The sequence below is a fragment of the Faecalibacterium hattorii genome (genome assembly GCF_003287455.1).
GTDB classification, from domain to species: domain Bacteria; phylum Bacillota; class Clostridia; order Oscillospirales; family Ruminococcaceae; genus Faecalibacterium; species Faecalibacterium hattorii.
In genome coordinates, this window is sequence record NZ_PRLC01000002.1 from 30,123 (window position 1) to 49,734 (window position 19,612).

The window sequence follows — 19,612 nt, forward strand, 5'->3', positions numbered from 1 at the left end:
TAGGATTCATATGATTCACCTTATCGTTGATTCGTTGTCAGGTCAGACGTTCAGAAGCGCGTCCGCAAGGGCGGCGCAGCTTTCGGCGTAGAAGACCGGGTGGAAGGGTTCCAGCTCTTCCCGGCTGCCGTAGCCGTACAGCGCTGCGGCCGCAACCAGATGGCAGTCCGCCGCGCCGCGCATATCGTCATTGCGGTCACCGACCATCAGCACCCGCTTGCCCTTGGCACAGGGCTGCTCCAGCACATAGCGGACGACCTCCGTCTTGGTATCGCGGCTCTCGTCCATGGACGCGCCGCCGATGAAATCAAAATAGGGAGCCAGCCCCTGCTCTTCGAGGATGGGGGTCACGACCTTGGTGGGCTTGGAGGTGGCGGTACAGAGCACATAGCCCGCTTCCTTCAGGCGGCGGAGCATTTCAGCAGCTCCGGGGTAGGCATTGCCTTCATGGCTGCCCTTGGCCGCGTAGCTCGCACGGTAAAGCTCGGTGGCCTTCTCGATCTTCTCCGGGTCAGAAAAGTGTTCGCCGAAGCTTTTGCGGAGCGGCGGGCCGAGGTAGCGGCGAAGATCAACGCCGGTGATGTCCACATTCATTTTATGAAAGACCTCTTCCAATGTATTCAGGATGCCGGGGGCGGAATCGATCAGGGTCCCGTCCACGTCGAATAAGATCACGTCATAGTGCTGCAAGGCTTTTCCCTCTCTTTCACACATATACATGGGATAGTATAGCACAGTTTTCCGTTTTCATCAATTCCGACAAATCATTTTTCCCTCTTTTGTCGAGATTGTTCATGAAATCGCCACAAATAAAAAAGCCTGCCCGGCAAACGATGCGGACAGGTAGGGGCAACCGCCGTTATTGCGCGGTGGAGGTGCCGGAGCAGTTCTCGGCAGAGGGGTAATAGAGGTTGTTGGAGATAAACTCCAGCTTCTCCTTGAGCACAAGCTCCAGATTGGCGACGGCATGGACCATGTTGGTGGCGGAGTCGTTGATCTCCAGCAGCTTGCACAGATCCACTTCCTCCATCGCCATGGCCGTTTTCATCTTCTGGCTCTCGGCGCAGAGGATGTGGCTCAGGGCAGATTCCTGCAGCGCGATGCTCTCCAGCAGATCAATGACCGCCTGATCGAGGGTGACGCGGGGCAGTGCGGGGCATTCCAGAGGGGTGCAGTTGGTATCAGCCATAAATGGGATCATCCTTTCTATATAAGGTGTAGCCCATTGTATGCCCGTTTCCCCGCCGTTGTCACTTCTCCGGCTCGGTGTCCTTCTGGGCCGAAAGCTTCTCGATGACATCGCGGTAACCGCCGGCACCGTACTGGATGCAGCGGTTGATGCGGCTGATGGTGGCTGTGCTGATCTCCACCTTCTTCACGATCTGATCGTAGGTGCTGCCGACCAGCAGAAGCTTCGCTGCTTCCAGCCGCTGCGCCATGTCGGAGATCTCTTTCACGGTGCACAGATCCTCGAAAAAGTTGTAACACTCCTCCCGCGTTTCAAGGCTCAGGAACGCATCGAACAATGCGTCCGTCATCGGGTTCTTTCTGGGGTTTCTCTCAGCCATAGCGGCCTCCTTTGCGGCAAGTACCGGGTCATAAAGGTGATCAATGATTTTGTATTATTACTTTAGCACTTGAAAGTGTGAAAGTCAAGTATTTTTATAAAGTGAGCCTTTTTCATTTGACATCGTGTGAAAGTTTCTTCGTTTCACACGTGAACAAAAATCACCTAAAAGTTGTTGCGGATTTTTTTATTGAATTGGCACATCCACTGAACTTGTTCCAAATATATTGACAAATTATGAAATCGGCGATAAAGTATACACAATTTTCGGGCAAAGATGCCACGGCGTGACCTCTTTGCCTTGCGAAAAGAAAGGAAAGAGGTAAAAAACAATGAACACGCTGGTCATCGTTTTGATCGCAGCTGTGTGTCTGTTGGGAGCTTACACCCTCTACGGACGCTGGCTGGCAAACAAGTGGGGCATCGACCCCAAGGCTAAGACCCCCGCCGTCGTCCACGAGGATGGCCGCGATTATGTCCCGACGAACGGCTGGACCGTTTTCGCCCATCAGTTCAGCTCCATCGCAGGTGCCGGCCCTGTCACCGGTGCCATTCAGGCTGCCGCCTTCGGCTGGCTGCCCGTTCTGCTGTGGGTCCTGATCGGCGGCATCTTCTTTGGTGCTGTGACCGACTTCGGCGCTCTGTATGCTTCTGTCAAGAACGACGGCAAGTCCATGGGTATGCTGATTGAGAAGTACATCGGCAAGACTGGCCGCAAGCTGTTCCTGCTGTTCTGCTGGCTGTTCTGCGGCATCGTCATCGCAGCATTTGCTGACATGGTCGCTGGCACCTTCAATGCCTTTGGCACCGATGGTGCTCTGGTGGAGGCCGCACAGACTAACGGCGCTGCCGGCATGGTCTCCATCATGTTCATGGTGTTCGCTGTCGTCTTCGGCCTGATCCAGAAGAAGTTCAGCTTCTCCGGCTGGAAGGAGAGCGTCATCAGCATCGTCTTCATCGTTCTGTCCTTCGTGATCGGTGCAAACTTCCCCATCATCTTGGGCAAGGCTGCATGGAGCTACATCACCTTCGTCTACATCTTCTTTGCAGCTGTCCTGCCCATGTGGCTGCTGAAGCAGCCCCGTGACCACATGACCACCTTCATGTTCGTGGCCATGATCGCAGGTGCCGTGGTCGGTCTGCTGGTCGCACATCCCACCATGAATCTGCCCGTCTTCACTGGTTTCACCAATGAGAAACTGGGCACCATGTTCCCCATCCTGTTCGTCACCGTTGCCTGTGGTGCGGTTTCCGGTTTCCATAGCCTTGTTTCTTCCGGTACTTCTTCCAAGACCGTTGAGAACGAAAAGGATATGCTGAAGGTCGGCTACGGTGCCATGATCCTCGAAAGTCTGCTGGCTGTTCTGGCCCTGTGCGTTGCAGGTGCTGCTGCCGCTGCGGACGGCACCCCTGCTGCAGGCACCCCGTTCCAGATCTTCAGCCGCGGCGTTGCCGGTTTCTTTGAGATGTTCGGCATTCCCGCCTACGCTGCTACCGTTTTCATGACCATGTGCGTTTCTGCTCTGGCTCTGACCAGTCTGGATGCCGTGGCCCGTATCGGCCGCATGAGCTTTCAGGAACTGTTCAGCGTCGATGACATGGAGCATGCGGAGGGTTGGCGCAAGCTGTTCTGCAACGTCTATTTCTCCACCTTCATCACGCTGGTGTTCGGCTTCATCCTGACCAAGATCGGCTACGCCAACATCTGGCCGCTGTTCGGTTCCGCCAACCAGCTGCTGAGCGCTCTGGTTCTGGCTACCCTGTGCGTCTTCCTGAAGGTCACCGGCCGCAACAACAAGATGCTCTTTCCCCCGCTGGTCATCATGCTGTGCGTCACCTTCACCGCTCTGGTGCAGCGTCTGATCGCCATGGTCAAGGCCATCAGCGCAGCCGCTTCGGTGGGCATCCCTGCTGGTGAGACCACTTGGGGCGCTGTGTTCATCGCCAATGGTCTGCAGCTGATCCTCGCAGTCCTGCTGATCGTTCTGGGCCTGAACATCGTCTTCCACTCCTTCTCTGCTTACAAAAAGGCTGAGCACAACAGCGAAGCAAAGGTCTAAAAACAACTGCGGTTTTCACGATTCGTTCGTAAAAACAGAAAGAGATCCCCGCTGACGTCATCGAACCCGTCAGCGGGGATCTCTGTTTTTCTGCGCTTCAGAGATGCGCTCCTTCCCAGACCTGCAGCACGGCCAGCTGCGTCTCGGTGTGGAACCAGTGTTCCCCGTCGGCCAGAAGGGTCAGCTGAGCCCCGGTCGCGCGCTTGAAGCGGTCAAGCACGGCATAGGAAGTCAGCTCGTCAGCTTCACCATAGAGCACCTGCGTGGGGGTGCGCCAGCGGAGCGGATGCTCCCGCACCCAGCAGAGATACGGCCACGAAAGCGTCTCCCCGAAAGTTGTGGGGATCTCCCCTGCCGCCTTCAGCTGTTCTTCGGTCACGTTGGCCTGCTGCATCATCCTGCCGATGAGGTCTTCCATATCCACGATGGGCGAAACGAAGAGCGCACGGCGCAGTGCCTTCTCCTGTAACGCCAGCATGGAAAACCACACACCGATGCTCGTGGCCCGCAGCGAGACCTGCCGCCAGTGCACTCTTGCATACTGATCTATAAATTGCAGCTCCGGAACGACTACCCATGGCAGGAGCCGTTCCGGGCCGTTCTTCCGCTCGCCATGTTCGGGCAGGTCGATGGCCAGCACCTGATAACCTGCCGGGCAGGCAAGCTCTGCAAACGGCAGGGCTTCTTCTTTGCATCCCATTTTGCCATGGACATAGAGATATACTTTTCGGCTTTCTTCCCCGTACAGCAAAGCAGGAATACCGCCGATCTCAAGTTTCTGTGTTTTCATCGTAACATCTCCTGTCAGATGCCGCCTTCCTTTTTTCGGTACAGCGGCTGGTCGAGATTCTTCACTTCCAGCTTTCTCTTCATTGTAATTGTTCCTATGATAACACACTTCTCGTTCAAACACAAACAAAAAGAGCCGCAACACCCTGTGACAGGCACTGCGGCTCCCATTTTCAGCTTGGAAGCTTAAATCACTTCACCATGCTTGCGACTTCAGCAGCGAAGTCGTCAGCACGCTTCTCAAGGCCCTCGCCCTTCTGGAAACGAGTGAACTTGACGATCTTGATGTCGCCGCCCAGATCCTTTGCGACCTTAGCGGTGTACTGAGCAACAGACAGGTCGCCGTCCTTGACGAACTCCTGATCGACCAAGCAGTTCTCCTTGAAGAACTTCTTGATCTTGCCCTCGATCATCTTCTGCTTGACTGCTTCCGGCTTGTTAGCGTTCTTCGGATCGCCAGCCATCTGAGCGAGCATGATCTCCTTCTCCTTGGCCACGACCTCGGCGGGGACGGAAGCCTCATCGACGTAGCTGGGGTTAGCAGCTGCGACCTGCATAGCGATGTCCTTGCCGTAAGCAACGAACTCGTCCTTTGCGTCGATGTCGTTGGTGGTCTCAAAGTTGACCAGAATGCCGTGGGTGCCGCCGCCGTGGACGTAAGCAGAGCAGACGCCCTCGTAACGGACGAAACGGCGAACCTTGATGTTCTCCTTAATGACGAGGATCAGGTTCTTCAGGGCCTCATCCACGGTCTCGCCGGACTCGGTCTTGCAAGCCATCAGAGCCTCAACGTCAGCAGGGTTCTGCTTCATGATGACCTGAGTTGCCTCCTTGACGAAAGCAACGAACTTGTCGTTCTTTGCGACGAAGTCGGTCTCAGCGTTGACTTCGATGACGACGCCGACCTTGCACTGCGGGCAGTACTCCGCGTAGACCATGCCCTCAGCAGCAGTACGGCTTGCCTTCTTTGCAGCGGTAGCCAGACCACGCTCACGCAGGATCTCAACTGCCTTCTCGAAGTTGCCGTCGGCCTCGGTCAGTGCCTTCTTGCACTCCATCATGCCGCAGTCGGTCTGCTTGCGCAGCTCCATAACGTCCTTTGCAGTAATAGCCATTTTTATTCTCCCTTACACGTTATTAAACGGGTTTGTTCGGAATACGGAATAATCAGGCGTTTGCTTCCTCAGCGGGAGCTTCCTGATTGCCCTGCTTGCCTTCCAGAACAGCGTCAGCCATAGCGCCGGCGATCAGCTTGACAGCGCGGATTGCGTCATCGTTGCCGGGGATCACGTAATCGATCTCATCGGGGTTGCAGTTGGTATCGACGATAGCAACGATGGGGATGTTCAGCTTGCGGGCCTCAGCAACAGCGATGCGCTCCTTGTGAGGATCGACGATGAACATAGCCTTCGGCAGGGTCTTCATGTTCTTGACGCCGCCCAGATACTTGTCCAGCTTCTCCATCTCCAGCTCCAGCTTAGCCACTTCCTTCTTGGGCAGCAGCTCGAAGGTGCCGTTCTCCTTCATCTTAGCCAGCTGATCCATGCGGTCGATGCGCTTACGGATGGTGCGGAAGTTGGTCAGCATACCGCCCAGCCAGCGAGCGTTGACATAGTGCATACCGCAGCGCAGAGCCTCGTCACGGATGGACTCCTGAGCCTGCTTCTTGGTGCCGACGAACAGGATATCGCCGCCCTCAGCTGCAACTTCCTTCACGTAGTTGTAAGCCTCATCCAGCTTCTTAACGGTCTTCTGCAGATCGATGATATAGATGCCGTTGCGCTCGGTGAAGATATACTTCGCCATCTTGGGGTTCCAGCGGCGGGTCTGGTGACCGAAGTGCACACCTGCTTCGAGAAGCTGCTTCATAGAAACGACTGCCATAGTAAAAATACCTCCAAATATTGTTTTGCCTCCGTACACCGTGATCGGCGCACCGTATCGGACGGGGCCGACTGCCCTCCACCCGGATGGGCACAAAAGGGCATAGTGATACGTGTGTAATGCTGAATAATAATAGCACAAAAAAGAGACCGTTGCAAGAGGTTTTCTCTGTTTTTTACAAAAAGATTCTGCACTTTTCTCTTATTTGCTGTTCTGGCTGCTGCCAAGGTCCTCCATTCCCATCCGGCTGAGGGCGTAGCCCTTGCCGAACATGAGATCGTATTGGAGCAGCCAGTGGTTCGTGCTCCACGTCTGCTGCAATGCGCTGGGCGTCTGGGTGGTGGTGCCGTCCCGGTTCAGGATGGTGCCGCGTGTGTTGGAACGGTAGGCCGCCTGAAGCTGGCGGGTCAGGTACTGGAAGTAGAGCGGGGACTTCAGGCCGTAAATGTTCATCATCACCGGCGAGATATCGTAAGCCGCAATGGTGCCGAGATCCACTGGCTTGTCGGTGTAATTCGACCACATGAGCAGCGTGGTCTGGTGAAGCTTCGGGTCCGCACTGGAATCGCTGGCGTAGCCGCTCTTGGTGAAGACATCGTAGTTGGAATCGATGGGGTTGTAGTGGTCGCCCCAGAACACGAGGATCACCGGCTCGTCCACCTGCGAGAAGTATTCGGTCAGCTTGCCGAGCATCGCGTCGGCGTCCCGGATGCCGGTGGCGAAGTCCTCCAAGGCACCCAGCGTACTGCGGCTGATGCCGGATGGGGCATTCAGCACCTTCACCCGCTGGTCGTCCGGGTAGTTGTCCTTATTATAATTGGTGTGGTTCTGCATCGTGACCGCGTGGAGGAAGACCGGCGCGTCGGACGAGGACTTCATCTTCTCGTACTGCTGGATGATCTGGTCGGCCATGGAATCGTCGGTGACAAGGCCGGTGGTCCAGTAGTGCCTGCGCACCTTGTTGACGTGGGTCATCTTTTCCAAGCTGACAAAGGTGTCAAGGCCGAGGTTCGGGTAGGCCGTGTCGCGGCTCCAGTATTTTGCCCAGAAGCAGTGGACCGCAGCGGTCTGGTAGCCCTGCGTCTTGAGGTAGTTCGGCAGAGAGAATATAGGCTTCGTTACGTGCTGCTGGTAGGGCTTGCTGCCGTTGGGCAGATAGGAGACCGAGTAGCCGGTCAGTGCCTCGAACTCCACATCACAGGTGCCGCCGCCGAAGCTGGGGCTGTAGGCCCGGCCATAGGCGCTGGTCTGCTGCAAGGCATGGAGGTTGGCGGAAACGTCGGTGTCGAAGGCAAAGCCGTACTGCTCCAGTTCCGAGACGTCCCAATAGGACTCGTCCATCACATAGATAATGGTCGGCTGCTGCTCCGTCTCGTCGGCGGGCGTCGTGGCTCCGTAGGAGTCCGGGTAGAGGGGCGACGTGGTGTATTTCTCTGCCGCAGCGGTGTCATCGAGGATCTGGTCAACGGCTTCTTCCGAGTAGCCTTCGGGCTTGCTGATCTCCAAATTGGTGAGGTTGGTCAGGAAGCTGGTGATGACGCCGTAATAGCGGTAATAGCGGTCCTGCATCCATGCGTCGGGCATGATCCCGATGGTTTGGGTCACGGTCGGCTGCAAAAAGACGCCAAAGATCAGCGCACAGGTCGCCGCCGCACTGGCTGCAAAGCCGAGGATGCGGAACTTCCAGCCCGCCTTCTTTCGGCCACGGTATAAAAAGAAGGAGGCTGCGAGCAGCAGCAGGACCAGAACGATGGAAACGACCATGCTGGTCTGGATGTGGATACCGGCTGCGGAGGCCACGCCCGCCGCCTCCGATACCTGCGTCAGGTCCCACGGCAGGAAGGGCTCGCCCCGCAATTGCAGGGTGTAGAAGTTGACCGCCGCCGGGACGCAGCCGAGAATGGCCGCAATCAGCGTTGCCAGCGGGGCGAAGCGGGTCAGCCAATCCACGGTCAGCCAGACGAGGAACAACAGCCCCCATGCCAGCAGGTAGGCTTCCCCATGGGGAAAAATGTACTGGGTAAAGGTGTCCGCGGTCAGGCTGCCGCGGGCGATCCACTCCGTGAGCACCAAGATCAGGAGCGTGACGACAGGCGGGAACACCAGCCGCAGCGCATGAAGCGGTACCGGAGTGTCGGATGCGCGATGTTTCATATAAGAAAGTTCCTTTCACTTCCTGAGAGAGTTTGGTTTGCCGGGGCAAAAAGTGCCCACAGTCCCTTATTATAATCCTGTTTTCCGCAAAATCAAACCCCAATCCAAGAAAAGCAGATGAAAAACTTTCATCCATCCAGCCAATGCCGCAGCGTCTGCCAGAAGGAGGCGGGTTTCGGTTCGGGCGGCGGCAGTTCGGTGCGGACCAAAACGGCATCCACGCCGATCTTATCGATCTCCTCCCACGGGATCGTCAGCGTCGCGTCCCGCCCCAGCAGCCCGAAAAACCGGGGCCGCCCCAGCAGCTGCAAACTTTGAATCTGGGCCGTCTGGGGGTCCAGCTCCAAATCGTCTGCCTTGCCCAGACAAGCCCCGTTGGAAAGCTGCACGACCTCTTTGGCACAAAGCTCCCGGAACGTCATCCGTCTCCCCTCCCCGTTTCTGTTCTGTTTTATGGTATGCGGGGCGGCGGCGCTTGATGCAGACCGGGCTGTTGTGTTATACTGGGAGTTGGAAACCATTGGAAATGCAAACCATAAAGATAGAGGTACGAGCAATGTACAAAAACATCGTATTTGATTTTGGCGGCGTTATGGTCGATTTTGATCCCAAGGAGTATCTGGTGGACCGCTTCTGCAATGCCGACGTAGAGGAGCAGGTGTACCAACTGACCTTTGGCAGCGAGGAGTGGAAACTGCTGGACGCCGGGCTTATCACCCGCTTTGAGGCCAACCAGCGGATGCTGGCCCGCGCCAAGGAGCAGGGCCGCGCCTTTGAGGTTCAGGGTGTGCTGGATGACTGGATGCACATCCTGCGCCCCCGCCGCCGGATGCAGGAATTGGTGCAGAAGCTCAAGAGCCACGGCTACTGCGTTTATTACCTGAGCAATATCCCGGAAGATGTGCTCGATCTGCTGATGGAGCGGGACATGAAGGGCCTTTTTGACGGCGGTGTGGCCTCCTGCGAGGTCCACATCAACAAACCCGACCCCCGCATCTATCAGGCTCTGCTGGACAAATACGGCCTCAAGGCGAAGGAAAGTGTCTTCATCGACGACCGGCTGGACAACATTCAGGCCGCATTCCAGCTCGGCTTTACCGGCATCCAGATGAAGGACAGCGTCGGCACCTTGGTGCGCAGCCTTGCCACCTGCAACGTGGTCGTCCGCTGATCTCCCGCACGCAAAACGCCCTGTTCCATGTCGCTTTTGACACGGAGCAGGGCGTTTTTGCCGCGGAGAAATGCGCTTTAGGGGTTACTTTTCCTCGTAGCTCTGGCAGAAGTGCGGCGTTTCGACCTGTTGGGTCGTGCAGGAGCAGTGCTCCGTCACCTTGATCTGCGGCAGACTGCACTTGCAGCTTTCCACGTTGTGACGGCACTCGCAGACATCACAAATCACACCGGTATTTTCCATTTTCATCTCACCTCTTTGTTTGGGATGTTTCTAGGATGCCCCATTTCAAAGAGATTATGCAGCTTTATTTTTCTGCCTTGGCTTCCCGTTTTGCTTTCAAGAGCAAACGCTTACCATGCGGCCAGATCAGCACCCAGCTTGCGGCAAGCAGCCTGTGCGTCGTCGTCCGGGGTCTCGTTGCAGATCAGGCCTTCCTCGCTGAACAGAACCGCGCCGTCCTCCTTGGCACGCTCGCACCAATCGCGCATCCACTGGCCGTCGCCCCATCCGTAAGAACCGAACAGGGCCACCTTCTTGCCGTTCAGAGAGCCTTCCAGAGAAGCGAACATCGGCTCGAACTCGCTCTCCTCCAGCTGCTCAGCGCCCATTGCGGGGCAGCCGAATGCCACCACGTCATACTCGCCCAGCTTTGCTGCGTCCATTTCGCCGCAGGGAACGATGGCTGCGGCAGCGCCAGCACCCTCAGCGATGCAGTTTGCCATGGTCTCGGTGTTGCCGGTTGCGCTCCAGAATACGATTGCTACTTTGCTCATAAGGATGAACCTCTCTTTCCATATTGGTTAGTATATTCTAACTTTTTGTCCCAAGAAATTGCGCAGTCCTGTTTGACAACCACAGAACGCGCATCTTCACGGTTAGGCTTTTCTAACCAACGATAAGATATCACATCTTACCCGTCTTGTCAAGGCTCTTTTGCAGATTTTTCCACTTCCCTGCTCAAAGCAGCTGCGGGAGGGAAAACACCACCGTCATCACTCCGAAAATGACCGGCTGATGGAGCAGGTACAGCACCAGCGAGTGCCGCCCCAGCCACCCCAGCGGCGGGCAGACCAATCGGCGCAGCGGTTTCATCCGCTCCCGCCCGATGAGATGATAAAGGTAGAATCCCGCCCAGAATAAAAACAGCCACGGCAGAAGCGGGAAGTAATCGGTGGAGAAAAAGCCGAGGGGGTAAAAGCCCAGATAGGCTGTAAAGCAGTTTGCGTACAGGCTCCGCGGCAGCAGCCAGCGCAGTGCCCCAAGGCCCCAGTAGCCGTTCATCGTGTGATAGGTCAGCGCAAACAGCGCAAAGCTGACAAGAAAGCCCGCTACCGGCGGAACCTTTTGCAGGGCCTTTTCCAGCAGCCCGGTCAGGATCATCGCCGAACCCAGCAGGGTCAGCACGCCGAATAAGACGACATTCTCCGGCATGAACAGCAGCGTCACGGCTGTGACCAGCGCCCCGGCCCCGAAGACCACTGCGCCGCGCTTGACGGGGTGATGCCCCATCGGCAGACAGAAACCGGACAGCAGAATGAATCCCCAGCAGATGCTCTGCTGCCACAGACGCCCCGGCGTGCCCGCATACCACGGCACTGCGACGCCGAACAGATAAACGGCATCCCATGTGCCATGGTAGAGCATCATGCTGATGAGGTCGAGCCCGCGCAGCTCGTCCAGCAGTGCGTAACGGGTGGAAGTCTGGTTCATAAAATGAATTCATCCTTTGCGTTTTTTGTCCATTGTACGCCATGTAAGGAAAGGCGTCAAGCAAAAAAGCTGCTGTGCAGCAAATGCCACACAGCAGCTTTTGGAATGATCGTTTTAGAGCTCGACGTTGAAATAGCGCTTCAGCAGACCCTCGAAGCCGCGGCCATGACGAGCCTCGTCCTTCGCCATCTCGTGAACGGTATCGTGGATGGCATCGAGGTTCAGAGCCTTTGCCTTCTTGGCCAGATCCATCTTGCCGGCACATGCACCGCACTCAGCCTCAGCACGCATCATCAGGTTCTTCTTGGTGCTGTCGGTGACGACCTCGCCCAGCAGCTCAGCAAAACGGGAAGCGTGGTCAGCCTCCTCGTAAGCATAGCGCTTGTAAGCCTCAGCGATCTCCGGGTAGCCCTCGCGCTCTGCGACACGGGCCATGGCCAGATACATGCCGACCTCGCTGCACTCACCCTCGAAGTTTGCGCGCAGACCATCGACGATCTCCTGCGGGACGCCCTCGGCCTTGCCGATGCCGACGACATGCTCGGTCACATAAGTGTTGCCGGTCTTCTCAACAAATGCGGAAGCCGGAGCCTTGCAAACGGGGCACTGCTCAGGGATGGTGCCTTCAGCGATATAACCACAAACGGTGCAGACATACTTTTTCATAAGATAGACCTCCATAATTTCTCAGTAATTCTTTTGGCTCGCCTCTGGTACCGGCGGCCTTGGTTTCTGAGCTAATTATAGCAATCATTCCTAGGTTAGTCAAGTATAATTTTGAGAATTATTCCTATTTAACACTTTGTTTACACCTGCAGGTTGCCGCTGGTTGCAGCGTCGGTGCCGTCGGCTGCATCGAACTCATAATCGTTGCCGGGCAGGATGGCATTCAGCAGGATGCCGACGATGGCGGAGATGGCCAGACCGGACAGGTTGATGGACACACTGCCGACCATGAAGGTCAAGCCGCCCACCGAGTTGAATCCCAGCGCGGACACCAGAATGACGGCTGCCACGATCAGGTTGCGGCTGTTGGTGAAGTCCACCCGGTTCTCGACCACATTGCGGACACCGATGGCGGAGATCATGCCGTAAAGCACGAAGCTGATACCGCCAATGATGCCGGTGGGGATGGTGTTGATGACGGCCTCAAACTTGGGGCTGAAGCTCAGGATGATGGCCAGCACTGCGGCGATGCGGATGACCAGCGGGTCGTAGATGCGGCTCAGGGCCAGAACACCGGTGTTCTCGCCGTAGGTGGTGTTGGCCGGGCCGCCCAGCAGACCGGCCATGGTGGTGGCAAGGCCGTCACCCATCAGGGTGCGGTTCAGGCCGGGGTCGTTGATATAGTTGTGGCCAACGGTGGCACTGATGGCAGCGATGTCACCGACATGCTCCATCATGGTCGCCAACGCGATGGGCAGGATGGTGAAGAGGGCGCTGATGAACTCCGGGCTGCCGTCGATGGCGAACAGGCCCATGGCGCTCTTATGCAGCGGGATGCCGAGCCAATCGGCGGCGGCAATGGCTTGGAAGTCCACTGCACCGGTCACGAGGGCCACCGCATAGGACACCAGAACGCCAATCAGGATGGGCAGGATCTTGACCATACCCTTGCCCCAGATATTGCAGACGATGACCGTGCCCAGCGCCACAAAGGCCAGCAGCCAGTTGGACTGGCAGTTGGTGATGGCGGAGGGGGCAAGGATCAGGCCGATGGAGATGATGATGGGGCCCGTGACCACCGGCGGGAAGAACTTCATGATGCGGCGGATGCCGAAGGTGGAGATCAGCAGACTGACCACCAGATACAGCACGCCGGAGAAAGCCACGCCCGCACAGGCGTAAGGCAGCATCTTGGTGTTGACCACGGTCAGGTTGCCGTTGGCATCGGCCAGCATGGGGGCCACGATGGAGAAGCCGCCCAGATAGGCGAAGGACGAGCCAAGGAAGGCCGGGACCTTGCCCTTGGTGATCAGGTGGAACAGCAGCGTGCCCAGACCGGCGCACAGCAGCGTGGTGGAAACGCTTAAGCCGGTGAGCAGCGGCACCAGAACGGTGGCACCGAACATGGCGAACATGTGCTGCACGCCGAGGATCAGCATCCGGCCCGTGCCCAGCTGGCGCGCGTCGTAAATGCCCTTGGAGTAGTCGATTTTTTCACTCATGAAAATGAGTCCTCCCTTCGTTTCTGCCCAAAAAAAGAGGCATTGCCGCCCGAAAGCGTCAGTGCCTCAGATTTTTGGGAAATGAACATCAACGGGAACAGAAAAGACGACCGTGTGCTCCGCAAAGTTGAACCACGCATCGCTCTCTCCCCTTCCCGTTTTGACTTTATAGAGTATAGCAGAAACCGCTCCGCCGCGCAACCGGTTTCCAACTTTTTGGCAATATCCCTAAATTCGCCTTCTTTTTTCGGGGTTTCCCGGCGCCCGGCGGCATTTTTGCCCGGCATCTTGAAATCCGGCCAGCGGAGCACTATAATAATACCTATTAAATGGATTGAGATTTGAAGGAGCATTATGATCTATCTGGATTATTCAGCCAATACCCCGGCCGACCCCCGCGTGCTCGACCGGTTTTGTACGGTGGAGCGCAGCTGCATCGGCAACGTGAACTCCCACCATCAGGCGGGGGCAGCCGCCAAGGCAGAGATCGACGCCGCCACGATGAAAATCGCCTCGCTGCTGGGCGTTCAGCCCGCCGAGGTCATCTATACTTCCGGCGCCAGCGAGTCCAACAACTTTGCGCTCAAAGGGCTGGTGCGGCTCTCCCGCCATGTGGGCAAGCACATCATCTCCACTCCGCTGGAGCACTCCTCCGTCAGCGGCACGCTGACCGCTTTGCAGGAGCAGGGCTGCGAGATCGACCTTGTAGACATCCAGCGGGACGGCACCATTGATCTGGAGCATTTGAAAGATCTGCTCCGCCCGGACACCATCGCCGTGGCCGTCACCCTTGTGGACAGTGAACTCGGCGTCGTGCAGCCGGTGGACAAAATCGCCGAGATCCTGAAGGATCACCCCAACTGCCACCTGCATGTGGACGCCACACAGGCCGTGGGCAAGATCCCCGTCTCTTTCGAAGGGGTGGACACCATGAGCCTGACGGCCCACAAATTCTACGGCCTGAACGGCATCGGCTTGCTGCTCAAACGGCGGAATCTGGCGCTGGAACCTCTCATCCACGGCGGCGAGAGCACCACCATCTACCGCAGCGGCACCCCCACCGTCGCGCTGGCCTCTTCCCTTGCCTCGGCGCTGGAGCTGGCCGTGAACGAGCTGCCGGAGCGCGCCGCTCATGTGCAGAAGCTGAATGCCGAACTCCGCGCCGCGCTGAGCCAACGCCCGGACGTCCGGATCAACAGCCCGGAACACGCCATCCCTCACATCCTGAATCTCAGCGTCCAGAATGTGAAGGGCACCGTTTTCCAGCGGGAACTGGACGCCCACGGGGTCTGCGTTTCGGTCAAATCGGCCTGTTCGTCGGATGGTCTGCCTTCCCGCGCCGTCTTCGCCGTCAGCCGGGATCGCCGCAACGCCCTTTCGTCGTGGCGCATCAGCCTAAGCCACCTGACCACGGAAGCCGAGATTCAGGAATTTTTACAGATGTTCGACGTCTGCTGCCAGCAGCTGACCGCCGCACACTGAACGATACAAGGAGAAATCATGAAACGCGAACTCGAACCTTATCAACTGATCGAACGCAGCATCATCAAAAAATACCGCAAGGAACTCTGGACGCCTTTCATCGTGGCCGTCAAGCGGTACGAGCTGATCCAAGCGGGCGACAAGATCGCCGTCTGCATCTCCGGCGGCAAGGACTCCATGCTGATGGCCAAACTCATGCAGGAGCTGCAAAAGCACAGCGATGTGCCCTTTGAGCTGGTCTTCCTCGTGATGGACCCCGGCTACAACGAGATCAACCGCCAGAAGATCGAATCCAACGCCGAACTGCTCCACATCCCCGTGACCATTTTCGAGAGCAACATCTTCTCGGTGGCCAACAACACCGAGAAGAACCCCTGCTACCTCTGCGCCCGGATGCGCCGCGGCCACCTGTACAGCAAAGCCAAGGAGCTGGGCTGCAATAAGATCGCGCTGGGCCACCACTTCAACGATGTCATCGAGACGACCGTGATGAGCATGTTCTACGGTTCCCAGCTCCAAGCCATGCCCCCCAAGCTCCACAGCACCAGCTTCCCCGGCATGACCCTCATCCGCCCGATGTACTGCATCCGCGAGGAGGATATTCTGGCGTGGAAGCGCTACAACGACCTTGAGTTCATTCAGTGCGCCTGCCGCTTTACCGAAAACTGCACCATGTGCGACAACGGCGGCGGCGGTTCCAAGCGGCAGGAGACCAAAATTCTGCTCCGCCGCCTCAAGCGCGACAACCCCAACATCGAAAACAGCATCTTCCGCAGCATCCACGCCGTTGCACTGGACACCATGCCGGGCTATAAGTCCGAGGGTGTCGAGCATAGCTTCCTAGAGCGGTTTCATGAGATGGAAGAGCGACAATAAGTCCTCTTTATGCCAAAACCGGCAAGGCAGTTTGTTCTGCTTTGCCGGTTTTATTTGTTACCCAAATAAATTATAATGCAAAATCCAGTCGATGTAAACATCCAAAAAGCCCCACAACAGCACGCTTTTCGCGCACGATTGTGGAGCTTTTCATGCCACCGGCGGGGCTTGAACCCGCACTCTGTCTCCAGAAAGGGATTTTAAGTCCCTCGTGTCTGCCAATTTCACCACAGTGGCACCTAAAGAACTGCCGCCCACAGCAGCTGCAAGCGGCAGTTCATATCATACAATAGAAACGCGGTTTTGTCAAGCTTACACTTTGCCGCCATGCAGCTCGGCATACATACGGGAGCGGCACTCGGCGACGGCGGGGGTCATGTTGACATAGTGCTTGTGGGGGCACTCCAAGCGCAGCTCGCTCTCCCACGTTTCGTCGGTGAGCTGCTTTGCGATGTAGGCCTTTTTCTCTGCGATGGAAGGCAGCTCGATGGCCAATTCACCGTTCAGGATGTGGGGCACCAACAGCTTTTTGACCTTGGTGGGGGTGATGGTCACGGTGCGCTCAATGGCGTCGGAGTCGAGGTTGACCATCGTGACGGGCTTCCCGGCTTCGATCTCCTCGCCGTCCATCGCGATCAGGTCACACTGGGCCTGACCGTTTTCGTCGTAGAGACGCCACGGCATCTTCTTGCCGGGGATGATGGCCTTGCTGGCGGAATCGGAGCACTTCATCTTGGGCTGATAGCTGCCATCCGGGCGCTTGACCGCCACCAGCTTGTACACGCCGCCGAAGACGGGGTCGGACGCGGAGGTGATGAGGTTCTCGCCGACGCCGTAAGAGTCGAAGTGGGCGTGCTCATACAGCTCCATGTTGGCGATCTTCTTTTCGTCCAGACCGTTGGAGGCCACCAGTTTGATATAGGGCTTCCCGGCTGCATCCAGCGCCTTGCGCAGACGCTTGGAACCGCGGGCCAAGTCGCCGGAATCGATGCGGGCGCTCTTCACGCGGCGGTTGGGGTCGTTGGGGTATTTTTCGATGAGGTAGTCGTCCAGTTTGATGAGGTTGGGCAGACCGCTCTCCATGATGTTGTAGGTATCCAGCAGCAGACTGACGGAATCCGGGTAAGTATCCGCAAAAGCCTTGAAGGCGTCGAACTCGGTCGGGAAGAACTCGATAAAGCTGTGGGCCACGGTGCCGACGGCCTTGACGTCCGAACCGTACTTCATCTCAGCCAAGCAGTTGGCGGTGCCGATACAGCCGCCCAGAACCGCCGCATAAGCGCCGTCGTTGCCCGCGCTCTCGCCCTGTGCGCGGCGGGTGCCGAACTCCATGACGCTGCGGGGCGTATGGGTGTTCAGGCCGGTGACGCGGGTAGCCTTCGTGGCGATGAGGCTGTGGAAGTTCATGGTCTGGAGCAGGTAGGTCTCGATCAGGATCGCACCGACCAGATCACATTCGATGCGAACCATCTGCACATGGGGGTAACAGACGGTGCCCTCCGGCAGAGCATACATGTCGCCCTTCCACTTGTAGGTGCGCAGATACTCGCAGAATTCCTCGCTCATGCCCTTGGTGCGCAGCCAGCGGATGTCCTGCTCGTTGAAGTGATAGTTCAGCAAAAAGCGGGTCAGCTTGCGCTGGCCGGCGCTGATGGAATAGCCCTGATTGTCCGGGTTCTTGCGGAAGAACATATCGAACACCAGCGTCGTATTCTTGAAGCCATGCAGGAACAGGCAGTTGGCCATCGTGAACTCGTAAAAATCCACGACCATTGCGGGGTTATCATAATCTTCATCCGGAATATACGGAATAACTTTGATCTCGTCCATGACGGTTTTCCTCTCTTCTGCCCTGTCATGACAGGGTGTTTGTATCATGATAGCATCTTTCCCGTGCGGGTGCAAGTGGTTTTGTAAAATTCCGGCACAAGTGGGTCAAATCTTTTTTCCGAAAGCAGCAAAAAGCCGCCTCCGGAGCGTCCGGAAGCGGCTTTTTGCAGTCGGTTCAGATCAACCGTTGATGATATTCGGGGTGGCGTTCTTCAGCACAACGTCGTGGCTGCCGCCCTCGACAATGGAGGTGGAGGAAACGACGGTGAGCTTTGCCTTCTGCTGCAGTTCGGGGATGGACAGTGCGCCGCAGTTGCACATGGTGCTCTTGACCTTGTACAGGGTGGTCTGGACACCGTCGGACAGGGGGCCGGCGTAAGGAACATAGCTGTCCACGCCTTCCTCGAAGCTCAGCTTGGTGGAGCCGCCGAGGTCATACCGCTGCCAGTTGCGGGCGCGGTTGGAGCCCTCGCCCCAATACTCCTTCATATACTGGCCGTTGATGCGGACCTTGTTCGTGGGGCTCTCGTCGAAGCGGGCAAAGTAGCGGCCCAGCATAACGAAATCCGCGCCCATGGCCAGCGCGAGGGTGATGTGATAATCGTGGACGATGCCGCCGTCGGAGCAGATGGGCACATAGATGCCGGTCTCCTTGAAGTACTCGTCACGAGCCTTGGCGACCTCGATGACAGCGGTGGCCTGACCACGGCCGATGCCCTTGGTCTCGCGGGTGATGCAGATGGAACCGCCGCCGATGCCGATCTTCACGAAGTCTGCGCCAGCCTTGGCAAGGAAGCGGAAGCCCTCAGCATCCACGACATTGCCCGCGCCGACCTTCACGGTGTCGCCGTAGTTCTCGCGGATCCAGCCGATCGTGCGGCTCTGCCACTCGGAATAGCCCTCGGAAGAGTCGATGCAGAGGACGTCCACACCGGCATCCACCAGTGCGGGCACACGCTGGGCATAGTCACGGGTGTTGATGCCCGCGCCGACGACGTAGCTCTTATTCTTGTCCAGCAGCTCGTTGATGTTCTTCTTGTGGGAATCGTAGTCCTTGCGGAAAACGAAGTACTTCAGGTTGCCCTCGGCGTCCACCAGCGGCAGGGTGTTGATCTTGTTGTCCCAGATGATGTTGTTGCAGTCATGCAGGGAGGTGTTTTCCGGTGCGGTGACCAGCTTCTCGATGGGGGTCATGAAGGTGGTGACAGGAGCATCATCCGGGGTGTGGTTGACGCGGTAATCGCGGGAGGCCACGATACCCAGCAGCTTGCCGCCCGGGGTGCCGTCGGCGGTAACAGCGATGGTGGAGTGGCCGGTGCGGGCCTTCAGCTCCAGCACGTCGTGCAGGGTGGCAGTGGGGGCCAGATTGGAGTCGGAAACGACATAACCGGCCTTGTAGCTCTTCACGCGGCGGACCATGGCGGCCTCGTTCTCGATGCTCTGAGAACCGTAAATAAAGGAAACGCCGCCCTCACGAGCCAGTGCGATGGCCAGCTTATCGCCGGAGACCGACTGCATGATGGCGCTGATCATGGGGATGTTCATTTCCAGCGGGCACTCTTCCTCACCCTTGCGGTACTTGACCAACGGGGTCTTCAGACTGACGGCCGTAGGAATATTCTCTGCGGAGGAATACCCCGGAACCAGCAGATATTCGCCAAAGGTGCGGGAAGGTTCTTCATAGAAATAAGCCATACTCAAACTCCTTTTCTCTCGTGCAGCCCGTCAAAACGGCGGCAAATTCATTTCACCTAATGTGCTTGGAACATGCTTAAAATTGCTTGCACTTATTGTAACACAAACCGGCACAAACGCAAGCATTTTGCAAAACAAACTTTCCAAATGACTCCTCGCGAAAACCAGACACTTTGTCTAAGAAAATGACGGAAAGTAACACTTTATTCCCGAAATCTGCTTT

General features: G+C 57.2%; 19 protein-coding genes and 1 tRNA gene. 4 read left to right on the forward strand and 16 right to left on the reverse strand.

Annotated features, from left to right (window positions below; genetic code table 11):
• Nucleotides 1–42: 42 nt before the first annotated feature.
• The 3 genes from C4N23_RS01555 to C4N23_RS01565 form a co-directional block, all read right to left on the reverse strand.
• A complete protein-coding gene (locus C4N23_RS01555) occupies nt 43–714 on the reverse strand; it encodes an HAD hydrolase-like protein (protein WP_112143814.1) in 672 nt (223 codons plus the stop codon).
• Nucleotides 715–859: 145 nt separating this feature from the next.
• Nucleotides 860–1,189, reverse strand: a complete 330-nt coding sequence (locus C4N23_RS01560) for an alpha-helical endospore appendage domain-containing protein (RefSeq protein ID WP_055187998.1) — start codon at nt 1,187–1,189, stop codon at nt 860–862.
• 61 nt (nt 1,190–1,250) lie between these two features.
• A complete protein-coding gene (locus tag C4N23_RS01565) occupies nt 1,251–1,568 on the reverse strand; it encodes a YerC/YecD family TrpR-related protein (RefSeq protein WP_112143589.1) in 318 nt (105 codons plus the stop codon).
• A 331-nt stretch (nt 1,569–1,899) separates the two neighbouring features.
• On the opposite strand from C4N23_RS01565, the gene C4N23_RS01570 reads away from it, so the two are divergent.
• The gene (locus C4N23_RS01570; protein WP_112143591.1) at nt 1,900–3,627 is read left to right on the forward strand and encodes a carbon starvation CstA family protein; all 1,728 of its coding nucleotides are present in this window, start codon (nt 1,900–1,902) and stop codon (nt 3,625–3,627) included.
• A gap of 97 nt (nt 3,628–3,724) precedes the next feature.
• Here C4N23_RS01570 and C4N23_RS01575 read toward each other — a convergent pair whose 3' ends face one another.
• From C4N23_RS01575 to C4N23_RS01595, 5 genes are all read right to left on the reverse strand, one after another.
• Nucleotides 3,725–4,417 (reverse strand): alpha/beta hydrolase, encoded by a 693-nt coding sequence (locus C4N23_RS01575; RefSeq protein ID WP_112143593.1) that lies wholly within the window; start codon nt 4,415–4,417, stop codon nt 3,725–3,727.
• Nucleotides 4,418–4,607: 190 nt separating this feature from the next.
• On the reverse strand, nt 4,608–5,531 hold the full coding sequence (tsf, locus tag C4N23_RS01580) for a translation elongation factor Ts (RefSeq protein ID WP_112143595.1): 924 nt from the start codon (nt 5,529–5,531) through the stop codon (nt 4,608–4,610).
• A 52-nt stretch (nt 5,532–5,583) separates the two neighbouring features.
• On the reverse strand, nt 5,584–6,300 hold the full coding sequence (gene rpsB / locus C4N23_RS01585) for a 30S ribosomal protein S2 (protein ID WP_097838720.1): 717 nt from the start codon (nt 6,298–6,300) through the stop codon (nt 5,584–5,586).
• Between the two features lie 201 nt (nt 6,301–6,501).
• Complete coding sequence (locus tag C4N23_RS01590; RefSeq protein WP_112143597.1) at nt 6,502–8,454, reverse strand: LTA synthase family protein; 1,953 nt, start codon at nt 8,452–8,454, stop codon at nt 6,502–6,504.
• A 128-nt stretch (nt 8,455–8,582) separates the two neighbouring features.
• On the reverse strand, nt 8,583–8,876 hold the full coding sequence (locus C4N23_RS01595; protein WP_055187985.1) for a PRC-barrel domain-containing protein: 294 nt from the start codon (nt 8,874–8,876) through the stop codon (nt 8,583–8,585).
• A 134-nt stretch (nt 8,877–9,010) separates the two neighbouring features.
• Between C4N23_RS01595 and C4N23_RS01600 the strand changes: the two genes are divergently transcribed.
• Complete coding sequence (locus C4N23_RS01600; RefSeq protein ID WP_055187983.1) at nt 9,011–9,625, forward strand: HAD family hydrolase; 615 nt, start codon at nt 9,011–9,013, stop codon at nt 9,623–9,625.
• Nucleotides 9,626–9,709: 84 nt separating this feature from the next.
• Here the strand turns inward: C4N23_RS01600 and C4N23_RS01605 are convergent, their stop codons facing one another.
• The 5 genes from C4N23_RS01605 to C4N23_RS01625 all read right to left on the reverse strand — a co-directional run bounded on the left by C4N23_RS01605 (nt 9,710) and on the right by C4N23_RS01625 (nt 13,506).
• Nucleotides 9,710–9,874, reverse strand: a complete 165-nt coding sequence (locus C4N23_RS01605; protein WP_242852766.1) for a DUF1540 domain-containing protein — start codon at nt 9,872–9,874, stop codon at nt 9,710–9,712.
• 104 nt (nt 9,875–9,978) lie between these two features.
• Nucleotides 9,979–10,401, reverse strand: coding sequence for a flavodoxin (locus C4N23_RS01610; protein WP_055187979.1), 423 nt, complete (start codon nt 10,399–10,401; stop codon nt 9,979–9,981).
• A 184-nt stretch (nt 10,402–10,585) separates the two neighbouring features.
• Nucleotides 10,586–11,338 carry a heparan-alpha-glucosaminide N-acetyltransferase gene (locus C4N23_RS01615; RefSeq protein ID WP_242983693.1) on the reverse strand — a complete coding sequence of 251 codons (753 nt, stop codon included), beginning with the start codon at nt 11,336–11,338 and terminating at the stop codon, nt 10,586–10,588.
• A gap of 114 nt (nt 11,339–11,452) precedes the next feature.
• Nucleotides 11,453–12,004 carry an NADH peroxidase gene (locus C4N23_RS01620; protein ID WP_055187975.1) on the reverse strand — a complete coding sequence of 184 codons (552 nt, stop codon included), beginning with the start codon at nt 12,002–12,004 and terminating at the stop codon, nt 11,453–11,455.
• A gap of 140 nt (nt 12,005–12,144) precedes the next feature.
• Nucleotides 12,145–13,506 (reverse strand): uracil-xanthine permease family protein, encoded by a 1,362-nt coding sequence (locus C4N23_RS01625; protein WP_112143599.1) that lies wholly within the window; start codon nt 13,504–13,506, stop codon nt 12,145–12,147.
• A 354-nt stretch (nt 13,507–13,860) separates the two neighbouring features.
• Here C4N23_RS01625 and C4N23_RS01635 point away from each other — a divergent pair, with 354 nt between their 5' ends.
• Together C4N23_RS01635 and C4N23_RS01640 are read left to right on the forward strand one after the other, a co-directional pair.
• Nucleotides 13,861–14,988, forward strand: coding sequence for a cysteine desulfurase family protein (locus C4N23_RS01635; RefSeq protein ID WP_112143603.1), 1,128 nt, complete (start codon nt 13,861–13,863; stop codon nt 14,986–14,988).
• A gap of 18 nt (nt 14,989–15,006) precedes the next feature.
• The gene (locus tag C4N23_RS01640; protein WP_112143605.1) at nt 15,007–15,864 is read left to right on the forward strand and encodes a tRNA 2-thiocytidine biosynthesis TtcA family protein; all 858 of its coding nucleotides are present in this window, start codon (nt 15,007–15,009) and stop codon (nt 15,862–15,864) included.
• A 153-nt stretch (nt 15,865–16,017) separates the two neighbouring features.
• Here the strand turns inward: C4N23_RS01640 and C4N23_RS01645 are convergent.
• From C4N23_RS01645 to C4N23_RS01655, 3 genes are all read right to left on the reverse strand, one after another.
• Nucleotides 16,018–16,101: transfer RNA gene (locus C4N23_RS01645), tRNA-Leu, on the reverse strand.
• 75 nt (nt 16,102–16,176) lie between these two features.
• Nucleotides 16,177–17,694 carry a nicotinate phosphoribosyltransferase gene (locus C4N23_RS01650; RefSeq protein ID WP_055187965.1) on the reverse strand — a complete coding sequence of 506 codons (1,518 nt, stop codon included), beginning with the start codon at nt 17,692–17,694 and terminating at the stop codon, nt 16,177–16,179.
• A gap of 180 nt (nt 17,695–17,874) precedes the next feature.
• Nucleotides 17,875–19,389: an IMP dehydrogenase gene (locus C4N23_RS01655; protein ID WP_055187963.1), complete on the reverse strand. Its 1,515-nt coding sequence runs from the start codon at nt 19,387–19,389 to the stop codon at nt 17,875–17,877.
• Between the last annotated feature and the right edge of the window lie 223 nt (nt 19,390–19,612).